We start from the raw sequence: 18,073 nt of genomic DNA, 5'->3' as shown, positions 1-18,073 counted from the left end.
CTATCGTGCGATATTGAGACGCGGATACTCAATTGCCGGGCAACGGTTCATCACCACGTCAATGCCATAAGCCTCGGCCTTGGCGGCGGCATTATCGTCCCGCACGGATAGCTGACCCCAGATCACCTTTGGGCGTTGCGGCAGCAAGATCGCCTCGTCGACAATCGCGGAAAGATATTCCGGCGCACGAAACACATCGATCATATCAACAGCCTCGGGAATATCGGCCAGCCGGGCATAGACCGCCTGTCCCAGTATCTCCTTGCCCGCCTGACCCGGATTGACCGGAAACACGCGATAGCCCTTGGACAGCAGGAAGCGCATGACGCCATGGCTCGGCCGATCCGGATTGGGCGAAGCTCCCAGCAGGGCGATGGTTTTGACATTCGTCAGGATTTTCCTGAGGTAATCCGCTTCGTAAGTATCATGCTGCATGTCAACTTATTCCTTTGGCATACCACCTGATCCAGAGAGGCGCAGGCGTCTGGAGCGTTGCTTTAATGCCCACCAGCCTCTCCTCTCCCGCATGGTTCCAGCGCCGGCAACCTTCACGCCGTTTCATGCGATGCCATTCTCATCTAGGACGCTCCGGTCGTCTCCGGAACCCCGAAAGCGCAAAAATTAATATCTCCGCCGGATCGGCACTCTGCAACCCCGTTTTCATCGACGCAAAATGATTTCACAAAATCGCGCACACACCGGATGTATTGAGTATTTTCATCCACTTTTCAAAAATTGCGCCGAACGGCCATCGAAACAGGCGGAAACAACATTAGCGTGCATTCCATGCGCTCTTCGTCTCCTGTTTGTTTTCATTCCGTTCACCGGTTATTTAGCCGCGACTAATTTTCAAAAAGTTATTTCGTAAACCAACCATTCTATAAGTCTGCAACGTTATAGTGGAGTTTCGATGGGAATTCTGAAATTTATTTTCATTGGTCATCATACGATTTTAGTCGCCCGCACGCTCATTTGAAACGCCAGGCGCAATACCAACAACTGGAATAAATGATGTGCTCGGTCATTTTTCAAGGAACTCCGCAGCGCGAGGCTGATCCGCACGCCGTGCGTCAGGCATTATTTTCCGGATTAAATCAGAAGCAGGAAAGCGTGTCTCATGCGCGATATTGGATCTCGTTTTTTCATGACGCATAGAAATCAAAAATTTGACGCGTGTCATAATCCATAAAAACAAAGCCGGTAGGCACCGGATTGGGGACGGCCTCGGCGAGGCAATTGAAAGCGTACACCTACCCGTCCGGAAAATGACTTCCAGTTTCTGAGGCCAATGCTGTAGATTGCCCGAAAAGCCCGCGAGCGAGTCTCTGACTGTGACATTCGACATTCTTATTCTGGTGCTTCTGGGCGCTATGCTGCATGCCGGATGGAATGCGCTGGTCAAATCCGGTTCCGATAAATCGCTGGACGCCTCGTTGATTGCGGCGGGGGCTGCAGCCTGTTCGCTGCCGTTTCTGCCTTTCCTGCCGTTTCCCTCGCCAGTCGCCATTCCCTTCCTGATCGCCTCAGCCGTCCTGCAATTCGCTTATTTCCGCCTTGTCGCCGCCGCCTATACGATCGGCGACATCGGCCTTGTCTATCCCGTCATGCGCGGCGTGGCACCCTTGATCGTGGCGGCGACGAGCAGCCTGTTCCTGAGCGAGATTTTGAGCCCGCTGGCGATTGCGGGCATCGGCGTCATCTCCGCGGGGATCCTGACGCTTGCTTTCGAGGCAAGGCGCGGGGGCGGAAAGGCGATCATGGTCGCCCTGCTCAACGCTTTCGTGATTGCATCCTACACCTTCGTCGACGGTGTCGGCGCAAGGCTTTCCGGCAACGCCATCTCATACACGCTCTGGATGTCTCTGCTGCCACCCGTGCTGCTGTTCGGTTTCGCGTTTTACCAGCGGGGCGCCGGCCCCGTCGTCCAGCATGTCCGGCGCAACTGGTGGCGTGGCCTTATCGGTGGCGGCGGCTCCATACTCTCCTATGGGCTGGCGCTTTACGCCATGACCAAAGCGCCTGTCGCCGTCGTCGCAGCACTCCGGGAAACCTCCATTCTTTTCGCGCTGGTGATATCAGTGGTGATCCTGAAAGAACGCGCCAGCATCTGGCGCTACCTTGCCGGAGGCATCATTGCAGCGGGCGTTCTGGTGATGCGGCTGGGGTAAAACGAGGTCAGATGATGGGGTAAAATAATACCCCATCATCAACCGTTTGTTTTTACTTGATTATTTTTGCGACCTCCAAAATCGATCATATTGACGCTTTCGTTCGCGCACCGTATAAGCGCGCCAGATCGGATTCCAGCCGGAATAGGGTCATTTGCGGTAGCCCTTATCGGCAACCAAACCAAGCAACAAGAAACGCCCGTATGCTCTTCATGAAGAGGATGACGGGTCCACGTTAGAAAGTGAAATTCATGTCTACTTTCGTTCAGAAGCCCGCTGAGGTGGAGAAGAAGTGGGTCATCATCGACGCCGAAGGCCTCGTTGTTGGTCGCCTCGCCACCATCGTTGCAACCCGCCTGCGCGGCAAGCACAAGGCTACCTACACCCCCCACGTTGATGATGGCGACAACGTCATCGTTATCAATGCGGAAAAGGTTGCCCTCACCGGCAAGAAGTATTCCGACAAGAAGTACTACTGGCACACCGGTCACCCGGGTGGCATCAAGGAGCGTACGGCTCGCCAGATCATCGAAGGCCGCTTCCCGGAGCGCGTCGTTGAAAAGGCCGTCGAGCGCATGATCCCGCGCGGTCCGCTCGGCCGTCGTCAGATGAAGAACCTGCGCGTTTACGCCGGTTCCAACCACCCGCACGAAGCACAGCAGCCGGTCGTTCTCGACGTTGCCGCGCTCAACAAGAAGAACGTAAGGAGCGCCTGATAATGGCCGATCTTTCCTCTCTGAAAGACCTCGCCCCGGCTTCGGAAGCTTCGGCTCCCGTGCATGTCCGCAAGGTTGATACTCTCGGCCGCTCCTACGCGACCGGCAAGCGCAAGAACGCCGTAGCCCGCGTATGGGTCAAGGCGGGTTCTGGCAAGATCATCATCAACGGCCGCGATTTCACCACGTATTTCGCACGTCCGGTTCTGCAGATGATCCTCCAGCAGCCGATCGTTGCCGCTGCCCGCACGGGTCAGTTCGACATCATCGCCACCGTTGCCGGTGGTGGTCTGTCCGGTCAGGCCGGCGCCGTTCGTCACGGTCTGTCCAAGGCCCTCACCTACTTCGAACCGGGCCTGCGCTCCGTTCTGAAGAAGGGTGGCTTCCTGACCCGCGACAGCCGCGTTGTCGAGCGTAAGAAGTACGGTAAGGCCAAGGCCCGCCGTTCGTTCCAGTTCTCGAAGCGCTAATCGCTTCCAGGAACGGTTCGTTCAGAACTTCGAAAGGCGGGGCTTCGGCTCCGCCTTTTTTCATGGCCTCCTCCCTTGTTTTTTCATCAGGAAGACAGCAACCTCGGCGCAAATCGCAATGGGTGATCAATGCCGGCCAAAACCATCGACCATGCCTTCACCGCAATGTCCCTGACATCGGCTGCCACGGACCCGACCCATGCCGGTGTCCTCTCCTTCATGCGGCGCAAATATACCAAGAACCTCAAGGGCGTTTCGACGGCGGTCTGGGGCATTCCCTTTGACGCCGCCACCTCCAACCGGCCAGGTGCGCGCTTCGGGCCGCAGGCGATCCGCCGCGCCTCGGCGATCTTTGATAATGATCCGCAATATCCTTTCGCGCGCGATCTCTTCGTCCATATGCCGACCATTGATTATGGCGACTGCCTGCTTGACTACGGCAACCACTGGAAAACGCCTGACACGATCGAAAAGGAAGCGCGCAGGATCATCTCCAAGACGGATTACCTGCTGACGCTCGGCGGCGATCATTTCATCACCTGGCCATTGCTGAAAGCGCATGTGGCCAAGCACGGCCCACTCGCGCTGGTGCAGTTCGACGCGCATCAGGATACATGGTTCGACGATGGCAAGCGCATCGACCACGGCTCCTTCGTGGCCCGCGCCGTGCGCGACGGGCTGATCGATGCCGACCGCTCGATCCAGATCGGCATCCGCACCCACGCGCCTGACGATTTCGGCATTCGGATTCTCCACGGTTACGAGGTGGAGGACATGCGGGCCAGCGATATCGCGTCGCTGATCGTCAAGCACACGGGCGGTATGCCCACCTATCTCACCTTCGATATCGATTGCCTCGATCCCGCCTTCGCGCCGGGAACCGGCACACCCGTCGCCGGCGGGCCGACCAGCGCTAAAATTCTCTCCGTTTTGCGTGGGCTTGGCCAGCTCGATATTCGCGGCTCCGACGTCGTGGAGGTGGCACCCGCCTACGACCATGCGGATATTACCGCCATTGCCGGAGCGACCGTTGCAATGTATATGCTTGGCCTGCGTGCCGAACGGCTGGCCAAGGCTGGCTGACAAAGACGACGGCACTTGCCAAACTGATTCCGACTACCCTCGCAACCCTCTGAAAAGTCAGGACAAGGACATGACAGCGAAGATCTTCATCGATGGCGAACACGGCACCACGGGTCTGCAGATCCGCACGCGCCTTGCCGGTCGCCGCGATATCGAGTTGCTGTCCATTCCGGAAGCCGAGCGCCGCAATGCGGCGATGCGCGAGGATATGCTCAATAGCGCCGACATTTCGATCCTCTGCCTGCCGGACGACGCGTCCCGGGAAGCGGTTTCCATGGTGGCTGGCAACAATAATGTCCGCATCATAGATACCTCCACCGCTTATCGCGTTCATCAGGACTGGGCTTACGGTTTTGCCGAAATGGATAAGGACCAGGGCGAGAAGGTTCGCTCTGCCCGCCTCGTCGCCAATCCCGGCTGCTATCCGACCGGTGCGATCGCCCTTATTCGCCCGCTGCGGGCCGCTGGCCTCCTGCCGGACGGTTATCCTGTCAGCGTCAATGCGGTCTCCGGCTATACTGGCGGCGGCAAGCAGATGATTGCGCAAATGGAAGACCAGAGCCGCGACGACGCCATCAGCGCCAATAATTTCCTTTATGGCCTGACGCTCAAGCACAAGCATGTGCCTGAAATGACCATTCACGGCCAGCTTGACCGCGCGCCGCTGTTTTCGCCCTCCGTCGGTCGCTTCCCGCAGGGCATGATCGTCCAGGTGCCGCTGTTCGCCGCCGACCTTAAGGAAGGCACTGATATCGAAACGATCCATGCGGCACTCACCGCCCATTACGCTGGACAGGATATCGTCAGCGTCGTGCCTCTGGCCGAGAGCAAGGGGTTGGCGCGTATCGATGCCGAGGAATTGGCTGGCAAGGATACGATGAAGCTCTTCGTCTTCGGCACCGAGGGCGGCGAGCATATCAACCTCGTCGCGTTACTCGACAATCTCGGCAAGGGTGCCTCCGGTGCTGCCGTGCAGAACATGGAACTGATGCTTTCCGCATGAGACGTTGCTCGTGACCATGACCACGCCCTCTTTTCCGGCCTCGTGGAATATCGAGGCCGTAAAGCAGATTGCGGATACGCCTGCCGGGGTGGTCTACGAGCTTGTGCGCGATGACGGTTCCCTTGCGGTCGCCAAGGTTCTGAAGAAGAAAGTATTGACGGACAGCCTTCGCGGCGCGGATTTCATCGAATGGCGCGCCGGGATCGGCTGCGTGGAGTTGCTTGACCGCTCCGATGATATTCTTCTGATGGAACATGCTGGCACGGAGACCCTGCGCGACGTGCTGTTCCGCGACGGTGACGACGATTCCACCACGGAAATCGCAGCGGAGGTCCTGCTTCGATATCACCAGCCGTCCGAGCAGCCGCCGCCCTCAAGTCTGCTGACGCTGCCTCTCTATTTCGAAAGTCTGTTCCGCAAGGCCGAACAGGATCGTTCCGACGGCATCGACAGCGCCTATATCGAGGCCGCCACGCTTGCGCAGGAACTGATCGGCCAGCAGCGGGATATCAAGCCGCTGCATGGCGATCTGCACCATGAGAATATCATGCGCAGCGATCGCGGCTGGATCATCATCGATCCCGCTGGCCTGATCGGCGATGCGGCGCTCGATGTCGCCAACATGTTCTCCAATCCGCTCGACCGTTTTGACCTCACCCGCAGCGAAGCGCGCATCGCCTCCATGGCGGCGATTTTTGCGAAGGCTCTCCAACGGGACGAACGGCTATTGCTGCAATATGCCTTTGCCTATGGCTGCCTTTCTGCCGCGTGGCATGAAGAGGACGAAAATGCGGAAGAACGCGACAACGAACTCGCTGTCGCGGCAACCATTAAGGCCGTCCTGAAACAGTTCTGAGCGAGTTCAGTCCCTGACTTCAACCGCAACTGGCGGCGGATATTCTCCAATGAATCCGCGCCAGTGGGCAACCGCAAAACCGAGCACGACCAGCGCCATGCCCTGATGGGCGAGCGCGACATGAATATCCACATGCATGAGCAGCGTGGTTACTCCCAGCGCCGCCTGAATGCAGACGAGCACGAAGAACAGCACCGAGCGGCGGGCGTGCGGCGTACCGGGCGAGGCGCGCGCCATCGATGCCATATGCCACAGCGTGGCGGCAAACAGCGTATAGGCGCCCAGGCGGTGAATGAACTGCACCGTCTTGGGGTTTTCGAAGAGGTTGATCCACCAGGGCTGCTGCAGGAAGAGATCGCCCGGCACCAGCGAACCATCCATCAGCGGCCACGTATTATAGGACAGGCCGGCATTCAACCCCGCCACCAACGCGCCGAGATAGATCTGGAAGAGACAGAGCACCGTCAACAGCGCGGCAAAGCCCCTGCCCGTCTTTTCGTCGGTGGCCTCGGGGGAATGATGGGACAGGCCGCGCAAAATCCACATGCAGCCCGCAAAGATGAGGCAGGCGATGGTCAGATGTGTGGCAAGACGATATTGCGAGACATCCGTGCGGTTGACGAGGCCGGAAGAGACCATCCACCAGCCGATGAAGCCCTGGAAGCCGCCAAGCGCCAGTAGACCGACCAGTGGTAGCCGGAGGCGCTTTTCGACGCGGCCTGTCAGCCAGAAGAAGGCGAGCGGCAAAGCGAAGATGAGGCCGATGGCGCGGGCAAGCAGGCGATGCGCCCATTCCCACCAGAAGATCGTCTTGAACTCGTCGAGCGACATGCCCTTGTTGATTTCCTGATATTGCGGAATGCGCTTGTAGAGCTGGAACTCCTCTTCCCACTCCGCAACGGAGAGCGGCGGTATCGCGCCATGGATCGGTTTCCATTCGGTAATCGACAGGCCGGATTCGGTCAGGCGGGTTGCGCCACCAACGAGCACCAGACAGAAGAGTGTGAAAAGCACGAGGCGCAGCCAGACGCGCAGCAGGCGGCGGTCCTTTTCCTGCTTCTGCAGGGCAGCCTGCACCACCATTTCCGCGGAACCATTGGCCATCGTCATGCCGCTCGAACTCATCTTTCAGTCTCCTTCATACAGCCATGTTGATTAGCCCCAACCGGCACCACAAAACAAGGCCTCAGGGTTTGCGGCATCCGGTCGCGGCGCTATAGTCATGCACCTGTTCAATCACGGAAGATTTCATGCACCCTCGCCTCAGATCGCTTATCGGCACCATCGTCATCATCTGCCTCGTCGTCGTTTACGCCGTGGTGGCGACGGCCATTGCATCGGCGGCGCTGGCGCAATCGCCCTGGTGGGTGCATCTCGCTTATTTCGTGCTGACAGGAATTTTGTGGATTTTGCCGGCGATGCTGATCATCAAATGGATGGCCGGGCCAAAAAGACAGGGCTAATGCGGGACCACCGCGTGACACCTTAAGGTCGCAATTTTATAAACCGATTGTTTGCCGCTCAAAGATATAGTCCGACCGAAACAACCGGAGAGAGTGGATGGCGGCTGAGGGGCCGGTCTTTACCAGCGACGAGCAAGCGCCGACCGCCGTGCAAAACGAGCGGCGGGGCGCTGACCGTCTGTCGGTCGATCTCGTCGATGACGCTTCCACCATCCATGTCGATTGGAAGCGGCTGGAAAACGATCCGCTCAACTCCCTGCATCAGGGTTTTGGGTGGTGCTCCATCTGGGCACAAACGCAGGACAGCGCGCTCCTGACGCTTCGCGGCCGGCAGGGCGGCAAGACGATCTTCCTGCTTCCGCTTGAAATCGTGTTGGAGGGTGGCATTCGCAAGGCGCGTTTCCCCGGCGGCCGTTTCAACAATATCAATACCGGGCTTTTCGACCCCTCCTTTGCCGAACAGGCCGGAGAGGAAATCGCGGCGGCGATTGCCCGCGAGGCGCGGAAGCTGCTGCATGGCCGGGCCGACATTCTGGCTTTGCAGAACATACCGCTGACGTGGCGCGGCAGGACCAACCCCCTGTCGCATCTAGCTTCGGTCGAAAACCAGAATCCGGCCTTCCAGCTTCCGTTGCTCGAAAGTTTCGAGGCCACGCTCCGGCAGGTCAATGCCAAGAGACGGCGGAAGAAATTCCGGATCCAGAGCCGGAGAACCGAGGAAATGGGCGGTTACAGCCATGTGATCGCGCATTCTCCACAGGAAAGATGTGAATTATTGCAGGCCTTCTTTCGGCAGAAAGCCGCCCGTTTTGCATCGCAGGGCATTCCGGATGTCTTTCGCGACCAATCGGTAAAAGATTTCTTTTACGACCTGGCCAATTTTCCCGAGACGGGCACAGACAGTCTGCTGGAGCTGCATGCCATTCGCCTGCACGGCGAGAACGAGGGCGTCATCGCCGCAATAGCCGGTCTTTCGCGCAAGCAGGACCACATCATCTGCCAGTTCGGTTCGATCGATGAATCCGTTTCAGAACTCAGCCCCGGGGAATTGCTGTTCTGGCTGATGATTGAAAGGGCGTGCCACCAAAGGGCTGCGATCTTCGATTTCGGGGTCGGCGACCAGCTCTACAAGCGCAGCTGGTGCCCGCTTTTCACCGTTCAGCACGATATATTCCTGCCGGTAACGGTGAAAGGTCGCGTCGCCGCAGCAGCCTATGTCGCGATCGCCCGAACGAAAAGCCTGATCAAATCCAATCCGGCTCTCTATGCGCTCATTCAGCGTTTCCGCGCCGGCCGGCCGACAGCAGCTTCGACAAGGGGTCTCGACTGAACAGCCGTTCAGGCCGCGCTCAGGTGGTCCGGCTTTCGCATGCCGGTCATCGGCAGAGCCTGCTCGTAGCCATGAGCAACCAGTTCTCCGAGCGTTTTCTCCAGCATCTCCCCGTCCTTGCCTGGAACCGAGACAATGATTTCTGCCGGCAGATTGCGCAGCATTTTTTCGAGGCTCGAAATCTGCACCGCTCCACACTCCACAAGCACCGTGTCGTAAGCGTCGGAAAGCGCACCGAGGATCATCGTCAGGCGGTCCAGAGCACGCATCGCCTCGCGGGGCTGCGCATTGCCGCGTGGAACGATATGCGCATCTGACAGACGGTCGCCGTGAATGGTTTCACCGAAGGCGGCCGCTCCTGCCAGAAGGTCCATGACGCCGGGAAGTCCGGCCTCGGGCGACATCAGCCGCGTCGGGCAGGCAGATGCCGTCATGTCGACGAGAACGACCGAACGCCCCATTTCAGACAATGCGCGCGCCAGCATGACGCTCGTGGTCGAACCGCTGTCACCGGCCGGAGATACAATGGCGGCGACGGGTTTGGCGAGCCGTGTGGACAGAAAGCCCGCCACGGCGTCGATCGAAAAGTCACTGGCGGCATCGGCATCCTCATCCACCACCGCCTCTTTCGCAGCCGCGACATCTTCTGCCGCCAATGCCGGCGGCATGGCAGTGGCTGCGGGCGGGTCACGCCGTTTCTCTTCTACGGCGACGGGCTGTTGTGCCGCAACCGGCATGGCGCGGACGCCCGGCGCCACATTTTCAGCAGGTGCCGACGCCGGCTGCTCAGGCGCATCCGTCGTCTCATCCGCTTCAACCGGCCCGCGTGCAGGTGGTGGCGGATCGGAAAGCGGTGGAACCTGACTTCTTCCGACCGGTTTCAGCGCCCTACCCGTAAAGAGTTCCACCAGCATGACGACAATGCAGGACAGCAGAAATGCTGCGAGCGTGACAACGATGGTGATGGCACCGGTTTTCGGGAAATAGGGTTCGCGTGGCTCAACTGCCGTCGAAATCACACGCGCATCGGCCGGCGTGGAATCTGCAGAGCCAGCCCTCGACGTCGCCTCGCGATAGCGGGCGAGATAGGTTTCCAGAAGCTGCCTCTGCGCGGATGCTTCCCGCTCCAGGTCGTTAAGGCCCACCTGCTGCTCACCGGCACGCACGCTTTCCGATTTCAGCACGTTCAGTTGCTGCACCAGTTGCCGCTCTCGAAGGCGTGAGACATTGGCCTCGTTTTCGAGACTTGCCAGCACCTTGCGGGTTTCTTCCTGAATTTGCCTTTCGATGCCATCGAGCTGGTTGCGCAGCGCCCTTATGCGGGGGTGGCCTTCCAGCAGCGAAGACGAAAGATCGGAAATCTGGCTGCGGATGTTGGTTTCGTTTTCCTTCAGCCTCTGGATGGTGGGAGAAGCGACGACATCGGGAAAGGTATCGAGAGGACGACCGCTGGCAAGCGCGTTGCGCACGCCTTCTGCGCGCGCCTCCGCATTGGCGCGCTCGCCGCGGATACGGCCGAGTTCCGTGGAGATGTCGCTCAGCTGACGTGTGGCGAGCGTCTCGCCCTGCCCGGCCGACAAGAGATCGGAGGAGGCACGATAATCCGCGACCTTCTTGTCCGCCTCCCGCACCTTTTCCCGCAGCGTGGCTATTTCCGGCTCAAGCCAGCGCGCTGCTTCCGTGCTAGTATCGAGCTTCGCGCCGCTTTGCAGCGCGAGATAGGCCTTCATCATCTCGGTCGGGATGGCTGCAGCGAGCTTCGGGTCCTCTGAAGAAAACTCGACCGTGATGACACGAGAACTCTCGACCTGATAGACCTGCAATTTCTCGCGGAACGCCTTCAGCACCCGCTCTTCAGGCAGAACCTGAAGTGGATCCTTCTTGACGCCGACGGCAACCAGCAGGCTCGAAACCAGCGAAGGATGCGCCTCCGGATCGAATTCCTCGAGTTCATAGAGCTTCATGTCCCTGGCGACCTGCTTGATGACGTCGACGGACTGCAGGATCTGCACCTGGCTGGATACTGTCAGTTCGTCCAGCACTGGCTCGGCCGGCGCGTTGGACTGCTGGGAAGCGCCAAAGGAAGCAGCACGGGATTCAATGAGCACGCGCGCCTCGCCCTTATAGGCGGGCGACATCATGCTGGAAACGACAAAGGCGCCGCCGCCGGCCAGCAGCGTTATGGCCGCGATTCTTCCCCGACGCCGCCATATGGCCGCGACGAGTTGCGCAAGATCAATATCCACATCCCTGTCGTCAATGCGATCGCCGTTCATACGGGCTCCGTAACCGAGATAAACCTCGGGCGCTCAAATAAAGATGGTCAATTTTCGCGAAGTTTAAGTCTTGCGGGTAACACAACCGTTAATCACCGAGACTCCGACGAAATAAAGCCGATATTACCAGGCCTGACGCCGCGCGTTTACCGTGCATTAACCCTAACAGAACGATAAGAATGATCAAAGTTCGACTCGGAGCCAGATGAGATGCCGCTCGCCGGATCACGACATGTCACCGCACTGACGTTTGCCGTTCTGACGGCCCTTTCCGGCTGTTCGGCCTATCAGCCTGCGCCGCGGTCATTCAATGAGGCCGCACTGCAACCCTATCACGTCGACAGCGGCGACAGACTGCGTATCAACGTGTTCGAACAGGCCGGGCTGACAAATACCTATACGGTCGATCAGGCGGGCTATGTCGCCTTCCCTCTCGTCGGCCAGGTGCCCGCGCGGGGCAAGACGCTGCCACAGCTGGAAGCCGCGATCGCGGCCAAGCTTCGGCAGGGATATCTGCGCGATCCCGATGTCACGATCGAGATAGATCGTTATCGCCCCGTCTTCATCATGGGCGAAGTGGGCCGTCCTGGCCAATATTCCTATGTGCCGGGCATGACGGTGCAGAACGCCATCGCCATTGCCGGCGGCTTCAGCCCGCGCGCCAATCAGGCAGATGTCGACGTCACCCGCAAGATAAACGCGGAAGTGATGACGGGCCGGATCGGTATAACCGCACCCATTCTTGCGGGTGATACCGTCTATGTGCGTGAACGATTCTTCTGAAGGGGCGCGGCGAACGTGTCGGACGACGGCCCTCCCCTGCGCATCATTCACTGTTTTCGCTCGCCGGTGGGCGGCGTTTTCCGCCATGTGCGTGATCTTATCGAAGAACATGTCAGGCAGGGCCACAAGGTTGGCATCGTCTGCGACAGTTCCACCGGCGGCGCGCATGAGGAGAGGCTTTTCGCGCAGATTGCGCCGATGCTGGAGCTCGGCCTGACGCGCCTGCCCATCCGGCGCTCCATTACCCCGGGCGACCTGCTGGCGCTTTGGAAATCCTACAAACACATCAAAAGTTTGCGGCCGGACATTCTGCACGGGCACAGCGCCAAGGGTGGCGCTTTGGCCCGGCTGATCGGCTCATTGCTGCGGGCGAACAGGTATCGCGTAGCCCGCCTCTATTCACCGCACGGCGGAAGCCTGCATTATGCCCGCAACACCCTGAAAGGACAGCTCTTCCTGCGGCTGGAGCGGTTTCAGGAACGGTTCACCGATGCGCTCTGTTTCGTCTGCAAGTTCGAGCAGGCGGCCTATGAAGCCAAGGTTGGCAAACCGCGCACCCGTACCGCGATGATCTATAACGGCGTACAGGAAAACGAGTTCGAGCCCGTCCCCGCGCAAGAGGGCGCGGCGCATTTTCTCTATATCGGCATGCTCCGCGACCTTAAGGGGCCTGACCTCTTCATCAAGGCCTTCGCGGAAATGGAGCGCGGCATCGGCCGGCCGATGTCCGGTGTCATCGTCGGCGACGGGCCGGACAGGGACAAATACGCGGCGATGATCGACAAGGCCGGTCTTTCCCGGCGCATTTCCATGCATGCCGCCATGCCCGCCAGACAGGCCTTCGCCCTGGCCACGACGGTGGTAGTCCCCTCGCGCGCGGAGGCCATGCCCTATATCGTGCTGGAAGCACTTGCGGCGGGGAAAACGGTCATCGCCTCCCATGTCGGCGGGATTCCCGAAGTCTTGGGAGAAGAAAGCGACGCGCTCGTCCCGGCCGGCGACGTCGAGGCGCTGGCGAGGGCCATGGCCAGGGATGCTGAAGATGCCGGTTGGGCGAAACGGATCATGCCCCACCCCGACAGCTTCAGGGCGAAGTTTTCGACGCCGGTCATGGCGGATGACATGATGAAGCTCTATCGCGACCTGCTGTTGCTCTAAAATCATTTCAAAAACACGATTTTTGATTGTATATTCCGTCATCCTCAAGAAACCCATCATAAACGTTTCTTAGCATGTTTCGGCTAGTTTCCAGATCGTGGAGCGCCGTGCGTCCGTCCGGATGCATCAGGCCCGCTCCACCACTTTGAAGTTGCGTATCGTCCGGTCGGAAATCGATGCCGATTTTCGCGCCGATGCGCTGGAGGGTGCGGACCAAGCAATGACCAAGGCTGACAAGGATAGACTGCAATTCGATCTGGCGTCGTTGCGCAAACAGATTTCCGAGCAAGAGGCCAACGGGCCTTCGACATCGGAAGCCGTCGTTCTCAACCCTCTCGCACGGCAGATTGCCAACCAGCTTCGCGGCGGCAATCACTCCCCGAACATGGTGATAGGCCAGTTGCGGCTTCTGGAATTCACCATGCTCGTGGTGATCGCCGCCATCATCAACGGCGTCGCCGCCGATCGGGGTATTGAGACCTTCTTGGCGGTTTTTGGCGGCGGCGTACTGGGGGCCGCGCTCTGCGTCTTTCTTCTTCAGGCCGGCGACTGTTATCAGTTGCCGACGCTACGCACGCCACTGTCGATGTTCGCTCGCATTCAGGGCGCGGTCTGCCTGTCCTTCGTTGGCACAGCCTGTTTCCTTCTCCTCTTTTTTCCCGATGCGCTGCATTCCTGGCAAGCCTTCGGCATCTGGTATGCAATTGCCGCGATCGCCATTTTCACCGGACGACTGATCCTTGGCTTCGCCATCCGCCACTGGGGCCGCAATGGCGTCATGGAACGCCGGGCGGTCATCGTCGGCGGTGGTGATGCTGCCAAGGATCTCATTCGCTCGCTCGAGCAGCAATCCGACAACGACATCCGCATCTGCGGCATTTTCGATGACCGGCAAAGCGCGCGCTCTCCCGACGTCGTCGCGGGTTACCCCAAGCTCGGCACTTTCGCCGAACTGGTGGAATTCGCCCGCCTGACCAAACTGGATATGCTGATCATTGCCCTGCCGTTAAGCGCCGAGGCACGCATTCTCCAGCTTTTGCGCAAGCTTTGGGTGCTCCCGGTCGATATCCGCATTGCGGCGCATGCCAACAAGCTGCGCTTTCGCCCGCGTGCCTATTCCCACGTCGGCAAGGTGCCGATGCTTGACGTTTTCGACAAACCGATCCGGGACTGGGATTCCGTCGCGAAGCGGCTGTTCGACATCACCTTCAGCCTCATCGGCATCGCCCTTCTGTGGCCGGTCATGGTGGGCGCGGCAATCGCCGTCAAAACGACGTCCAAGGGGCCTATCCTCTTCAAGCAGAAGCGCCATGGCTTCAACAATGAAACCATCAACGTCTGGAAGTTCCGGTCCATGTATACGGAACTCAGCGATCCGACCGCAAAAAAGGCCGTCACCAAGAACGATCCGCGCGTAACGCCCGTTGGCCGCTTTCTGCGCAAGTCCTCGATGGACGAGCTGCCGCAGCTTTTCAACGTTCTTCATGGCGACCTGTCGCTGGTCGGGCCCCGCCCGCACGCGGTTCATGCCCAGACCGGCGACCTGAAATATACCGAAGTGGTGGAGCATTATTTCGCAAGACACAAGGTCAAGCCCGGCGTAACCGGCTGGGCCCAGATCAATGGCTGGCGCGGAGAAATCGACCATGGCGACAAGATCAAGTTCCGCACCGAATATGATCTCTATTACATCGAGAACTGGTCGCTGTTTCTCGATCTCAAGATCCTGTTCCTGACGCCGATCCGGCTGCTCAAATCGGAAAACGCCTATTGACCCACACCGGTTACCAGCACGCCCCGGATTTCGATGCGCCTTTGGCTGCCATGCGGCTCATAGGTTCGTTCTTCATTGCCTTCGGCGTGTTTCTTTCCGGCTTCGTTATCTCCGAGCCAGCGCCCTATGAGCTGATGATGGTTGGGCAAGTGGCCCTGTGGTTTCTGCTTGGCCTGCGACTTTCACGCACCGTCGTCCTGCTGCTGTGCCTGTTGCTCGCCTTCAATATCGGCGGATATCTCTCGCTCACCACCATGGCCGACCTGGATGAGGGTCCGCTTTATCTCGCTGTTTCAACATTTCTGGCGCTGACTTCGGTGTTTTACGCGGCAATCATCGAGGACCGATACCAGCGGCTGCTTTTGATTTTCCGGGCGTGGCTGGCGGCGGCGGTGATCACCTCCCTGCTCGGCATCATCGGCTATTTTCACGCCATTCCGGGCTTCGAAGTCTTCACCCTTTACGATCGCGCCAAAGGCGCCTTTCAGGATCCGAACGTCTTCGGTCCCTTTCTGGTGACACCATCGCTTTATCTCATCTACGGCCTGCTGACCGGCAAGACGATGCACGCACCCTGGCGAATCCTCGGCCTGCTGATCCTGTCGCTTGGCGTGTTCCTGTCGTTTTCGCGTGCGGCCTGGGGGCTGTTTCTGTTTGCCACCGTACTGCTCGTCTTCGTCATGATGCTGAAGGAACGTACGGCGGCGTTTCGCCTGAAAATCCTCGTGCTGTTTCTCGTCGCCGCCGGACTGATGGTAGCGGCTGTCCTCATCGCGCTGCAGTTCAAACAGGTGGCCGATTTGTTCTCCAGCCGCGCCTCGGCCGTGCAATCTTATGATGGCGGCCATCTGGGACGGTTCGCCCGCCATTATCTCGGTTTCCTGCTGGCGATGGAACATCCGCTCGGTATCGGCCCGATGGTGTTCGACAATATCTTTCCCGCAGCCGAGCACAATATCTGGCTGAAAAGCCTGACGACACATGGCTGGTTCGGCTTCGTCATCTATCTCGTCCTGATCTGCTGGACCATCGCCGCCGGTTTCAGACATCTCTTGCGCCCGCGCCCGTGGCAGGCCTTCCTGATCATTTCGTGGGTGGCTTTTGTCGGGCATGTGATGATCGGTGCTGTCATCGATACCGACCACTGGCGACACTTCTTCCTGCTGCTCGGCATATTGTGGGGTTGCATGGCACTGGAAAAACGCGAAGGCCGGCGCCGGCGCGCGGTTGGCGCATAAACAGCTGACCTTACGGAACCTTCCACGATTTCATGCGTTTAGCCCCCGATTCTGATTGTCAAACGGGGAGACATCTTATGACGCAGACCAATAATCTCTATCTCATCATCGGCGCGCTGATTGTCGTCATCGCAGGCCTTGGCATTTACGTCTGGCATGAAGAAAGCAAGCCCAAGGGAATCGAGATGAATATCGGCCCGAATGGTGTTTCCGTTCAGGAAAACTGAGCCGCAAGCGTCGCGCAAAGTCCGACCATTAAACCGGGTGCGTTCCAGCCAAAAACGGCCGGAACGCACCCGGTCTTCTTATGAAAGAGGACAAATGGCAGGAATCGCAGATTCACGCCGCGCCGGCCCGGTACGGATGATGCGTATCTGGTCCGATCATGGACAACCCGCACAATGGTCTCCTCCATCGACCTTTCCACACGTCTCACCGCCACCAAACTGGCCCTCAAGGCCATCAGGGAACAGGAAGACAACTCCGCTGCGACTTCCACATCATCACGGACGACGCTCCTCAATTCCTATGGCATCGACACCACCACCTCCACCTCGTCCAGCAATACGCGGCTGACGCAGCTTCTGGCGCAATATGCGCAAACCTCGGGCAATGAGGCGGAGAGCGGTGATACGGACAAGACGGCCGCTTCCGGGGACATCACCCAGGCGGATTTCATGAAGGATCTGAAAGCGACGCTCGAAGAACTGTCCGGGGATCCCGCCAAGGCAGCGCAGGCCAAGGCGATGCTGGAAGCATTGGCTGCCGGCACGCTGACGGTGTCCAACCCGGCGGACGGCGTAAAGATCAAAGCGTGGGATGTGACAGACGACCCCAACACCGCCTCGAAACCCGCCACAGCGATCGCAACGGCGGGCTGGAGCGACTTCCTGAAGGATCATCTGAAACGCGATGGAGCGGCCTATGCAAAGGGCGCCAACGGGGCTTATATTGATGGTATTTCCGGCGACAACGCGTTTTTTGGCAGTGTCGGCAGCCGTTATTATTATCTCACCTGGCCGCAGGCTAAGGACGGCACACTCACCGTTTGACAGCAACGGCTGACGCAGAAGCGCTGCGACATCGATGATGCCGCAGCGTTGCTTTTATCCGTTTCAGGCAACCGGTGTAGCAGGCTGATGGCTCCCGCCCGAAAGTGCTTTCTGTAGTTCGGCTTCCTGCTCCGGCGAGAGCGATGTTTTGATAACCCTGCCGCGCAGCCCTTCCAGTTCCGCCAGAACCTTTTCCGGCTGCACCTTTCGGATCAATACGAAAAGAGCCGACGACCCGTTTGGAATGGTCTCGCCCAGGGATTTGATGAAATCGTCATCGATGCCGTAATCCGTGAGCGAGCCCGCAAGCGCGCCCGTTCCCGCGCCGATGGCACCGCCGATCGCAAATCCCGCCAGCGGGTTGAGGAACAGCAGGCCGACGAGGCCGCCCCACAGGCCACCGGACAGAAATCCGGAACTTGCACCGATCGCTGTCAGGTTGACGCTCTGCTTCATATGAACCTTGCCATTTTCATCGCGAACCACGACAACGGCATCTTCCAGATCGACCAGATACTCCTTCTTCAGGCTCGCAAGCTTCAGAAGGACCCGGTCGGCCTCTTCCGTTCCGTCAAAACCGACAACGACAAGTTCGGACATTGTTTGTCTCCCTGAGTTTCAATTCCGCTGCGAATGAACGTTAAAGATCGCGGCAGGTTCCGGCCATGATGAAAAGATGATGTGTCAGGTGTTTGACAGCCAC

18 protein-coding genes are annotated in these 18,073 nt (G+C 59.0%); 14 read left to right on the top strand and 4 right to left on the bottom strand.

The window, feature by feature from the left end; all coding sequences use genetic code 11:
• Positions 1–435, bottom strand: coding sequence for a CoA-binding protein (locus EGT36_RS12920; protein WP_022556028.1), 435 nt, complete (start codon positions 433–435; stop codon positions 1–3).
• Positions 436–1,331: 896 nt separating this feature from the next.
• Here EGT36_RS12920 and EGT36_RS12915 point away from each other — a divergent pair.
• The 6 genes from EGT36_RS12915 to EGT36_RS12890 all read left to right on the top strand — a co-directional run bounded on the left by EGT36_RS12915 (position 1,332) and on the right by EGT36_RS12890 (position 6,296).
• On the top strand, positions 1,332–2,168 hold the full coding sequence (locus tag EGT36_RS12915) for an EamA family transporter (protein WP_004441289.1): 837 nt from the start codon (positions 1,332–1,334) through the stop codon (positions 2,166–2,168).
• 251 nt (positions 2,169–2,419) lie between these two features.
• Positions 2,420–2,884: a 50S ribosomal protein L13 gene (rplM, locus tag EGT36_RS12910; RefSeq protein WP_004441288.1), complete on the top strand. Its 465-nt coding sequence runs from the start codon at positions 2,420–2,422 to the stop codon at positions 2,882–2,884.
• A gap of 2 nt (positions 2,885–2,886) precedes the next feature.
• Positions 2,887–3,354 carry a 30S ribosomal protein S9 gene (gene rpsI, locus EGT36_RS12905; RefSeq protein WP_003521540.1) on the top strand — a complete coding sequence of 156 codons (468 nt, stop codon included), beginning with the start codon at positions 2,887–2,889 and terminating at the stop codon, positions 3,352–3,354.
• A 129-nt stretch (positions 3,355–3,483) separates the two neighbouring features.
• Positions 3,484–4,437: an agmatinase gene (gene speB / locus EGT36_RS12900; RefSeq protein ID WP_022556026.1), complete on the top strand. Its 954-nt coding sequence runs from the start codon at positions 3,484–3,486 to the stop codon at positions 4,435–4,437.
• A gap of 70 nt (positions 4,438–4,507) precedes the next feature.
• The gene (gene argC, locus EGT36_RS12895) at positions 4,508–5,440 is read left to right on the top strand and encodes an N-acetyl-gamma-glutamyl-phosphate reductase (protein ID WP_004441284.1); all 933 of its coding nucleotides are present in this window, start codon (positions 4,508–4,510) and stop codon (positions 5,438–5,440) included.
• A 10-nt stretch (positions 5,441–5,450) separates the two neighbouring features.
• Entirely contained in the window at positions 5,451–6,296 is an 846-nt protein-coding gene (locus tag EGT36_RS12890) for an aminoglycoside phosphotransferase family protein (protein ID WP_086133883.1), read from the top strand.
• A gap of 6 nt (positions 6,297–6,302) precedes the next feature.
• Here EGT36_RS12890 and EGT36_RS12885 read toward each other — a convergent pair whose 3' ends face one another.
• Positions 6,303–7,406, bottom strand: a complete 1,104-nt coding sequence (locus EGT36_RS12885) for a COX15/CtaA family protein (protein ID WP_169692051.1) — start codon at positions 7,404–7,406, stop codon at positions 6,303–6,305.
• Between the two features lie 140 nt (positions 7,407–7,546).
• On the opposite strand from EGT36_RS12885, the gene EGT36_RS12880 reads away from it, so the two are divergent.
• Together EGT36_RS12880 and uppA are read left to right on the top strand one after the other, a co-directional pair.
• On the top strand, positions 7,547–7,759 hold the full coding sequence (locus EGT36_RS12880; protein ID WP_004441278.1) for a DUF2842 domain-containing protein: 213 nt from the start codon (positions 7,547–7,549) through the stop codon (positions 7,757–7,759).
• A gap of 97 nt (positions 7,760–7,856) precedes the next feature.
• A complete protein-coding gene (gene uppA, locus EGT36_RS12875) occupies positions 7,857–9,089 on the top strand; it encodes a polysaccharide biosynthesis GNAT family N-acetyltransferase UppA (protein WP_037089046.1) in 1,233 nt (410 codons plus the stop codon).
• A gap of 8 nt (positions 9,090–9,097) precedes the next feature.
• On the opposite strand, the gene uppB is transcribed toward uppA, so the two are convergent.
• Complete coding sequence (gene uppB, locus EGT36_RS12870; RefSeq protein ID WP_125270449.1) at positions 9,098–11,365, bottom strand: polysaccharide biosynthesis protein UppB; 2,268 nt, start codon at positions 11,363–11,365, stop codon at positions 9,098–9,100.
• 210 nt (positions 11,366–11,575) lie between these two features.
• Between uppB and uppC the strand changes: the two genes are divergently transcribed.
• The 6 genes from uppC to EGT36_RS12840 all read left to right on the top strand — a co-directional run bounded on the left by uppC (position 11,576) and on the right by EGT36_RS12840 (position 17,370).
• Positions 11,576–12,148 carry a polysaccharide export protein UppC gene (gene uppC, locus EGT36_RS12865; protein WP_004441270.1) on the top strand — a complete coding sequence of 191 codons (573 nt, stop codon included), beginning with the start codon at positions 11,576–11,578 and terminating at the stop codon, positions 12,146–12,148.
• Between the two features lie 15 nt (positions 12,149–12,163).
• Positions 12,164–13,306: a polysaccharide biosynthesis type 4 glycosyltransferase UppD gene (gene uppD / locus EGT36_RS12860; protein ID WP_035207901.1), complete on the top strand. Its 1,143-nt coding sequence runs from the start codon at positions 12,164–12,166 to the stop codon at positions 13,304–13,306.
• A 220-nt stretch (positions 13,307–13,526) separates the two neighbouring features.
• Complete coding sequence (gene uppE, locus EGT36_RS12855) at positions 13,527–15,080, top strand: polysaccharide biosynthesis glycosyltransferase UppE (protein WP_004441267.1); 1,554 nt, start codon at positions 13,527–13,529, stop codon at positions 15,078–15,080.
• A complete protein-coding gene (gene uppF, locus EGT36_RS12850) occupies positions 15,077–16,318 on the top strand; it encodes a polysaccharide biosynthesis O-antigen ligase family protein UppF (protein ID WP_037089043.1) in 1,242 nt (413 codons plus the stop codon). Before uppE ends, uppF begins: the two co-directional genes overlap by 4 nt.
• Positions 16,319–16,395: 77 nt before the next feature.
• Complete coding sequence (locus EGT36_RS12845) at positions 16,396–16,545, top strand: hypothetical protein (RefSeq protein WP_003521552.1); 150 nt, start codon at positions 16,396–16,398, stop codon at positions 16,543–16,545.
• A 174-nt stretch (positions 16,546–16,719) separates the two neighbouring features.
• Entirely contained in the window at positions 16,720–17,370 is a 651-nt protein-coding gene (locus EGT36_RS12840; protein WP_052114174.1) for a hypothetical protein, read from the top strand.
• Positions 17,371–17,433: 63 nt separating this feature from the next.
• Here EGT36_RS12840 and EGT36_RS12835 read toward each other — a convergent pair whose 3' ends face one another.
• Positions 17,434–17,970, bottom strand: coding sequence for a DUF1269 domain-containing protein (locus tag EGT36_RS12835; RefSeq protein WP_037089038.1), 537 nt, complete (start codon positions 17,968–17,970; stop codon positions 17,434–17,436).
• Positions 17,971–18,073 lie beyond the last annotated feature (103 nt).

The organism is Agrobacterium sp. FDAARGOS_525, from assembly GCF_003938925.1.
Classification (GTDB): domain Bacteria; phylum Pseudomonadota; class Alphaproteobacteria; order Rhizobiales; family Rhizobiaceae; genus Agrobacterium; species Agrobacterium pusense.
Note: the sequence above shows the minus strand (reverse complement) of the source record. Positions and strands in the feature narration are given on the sequence as shown.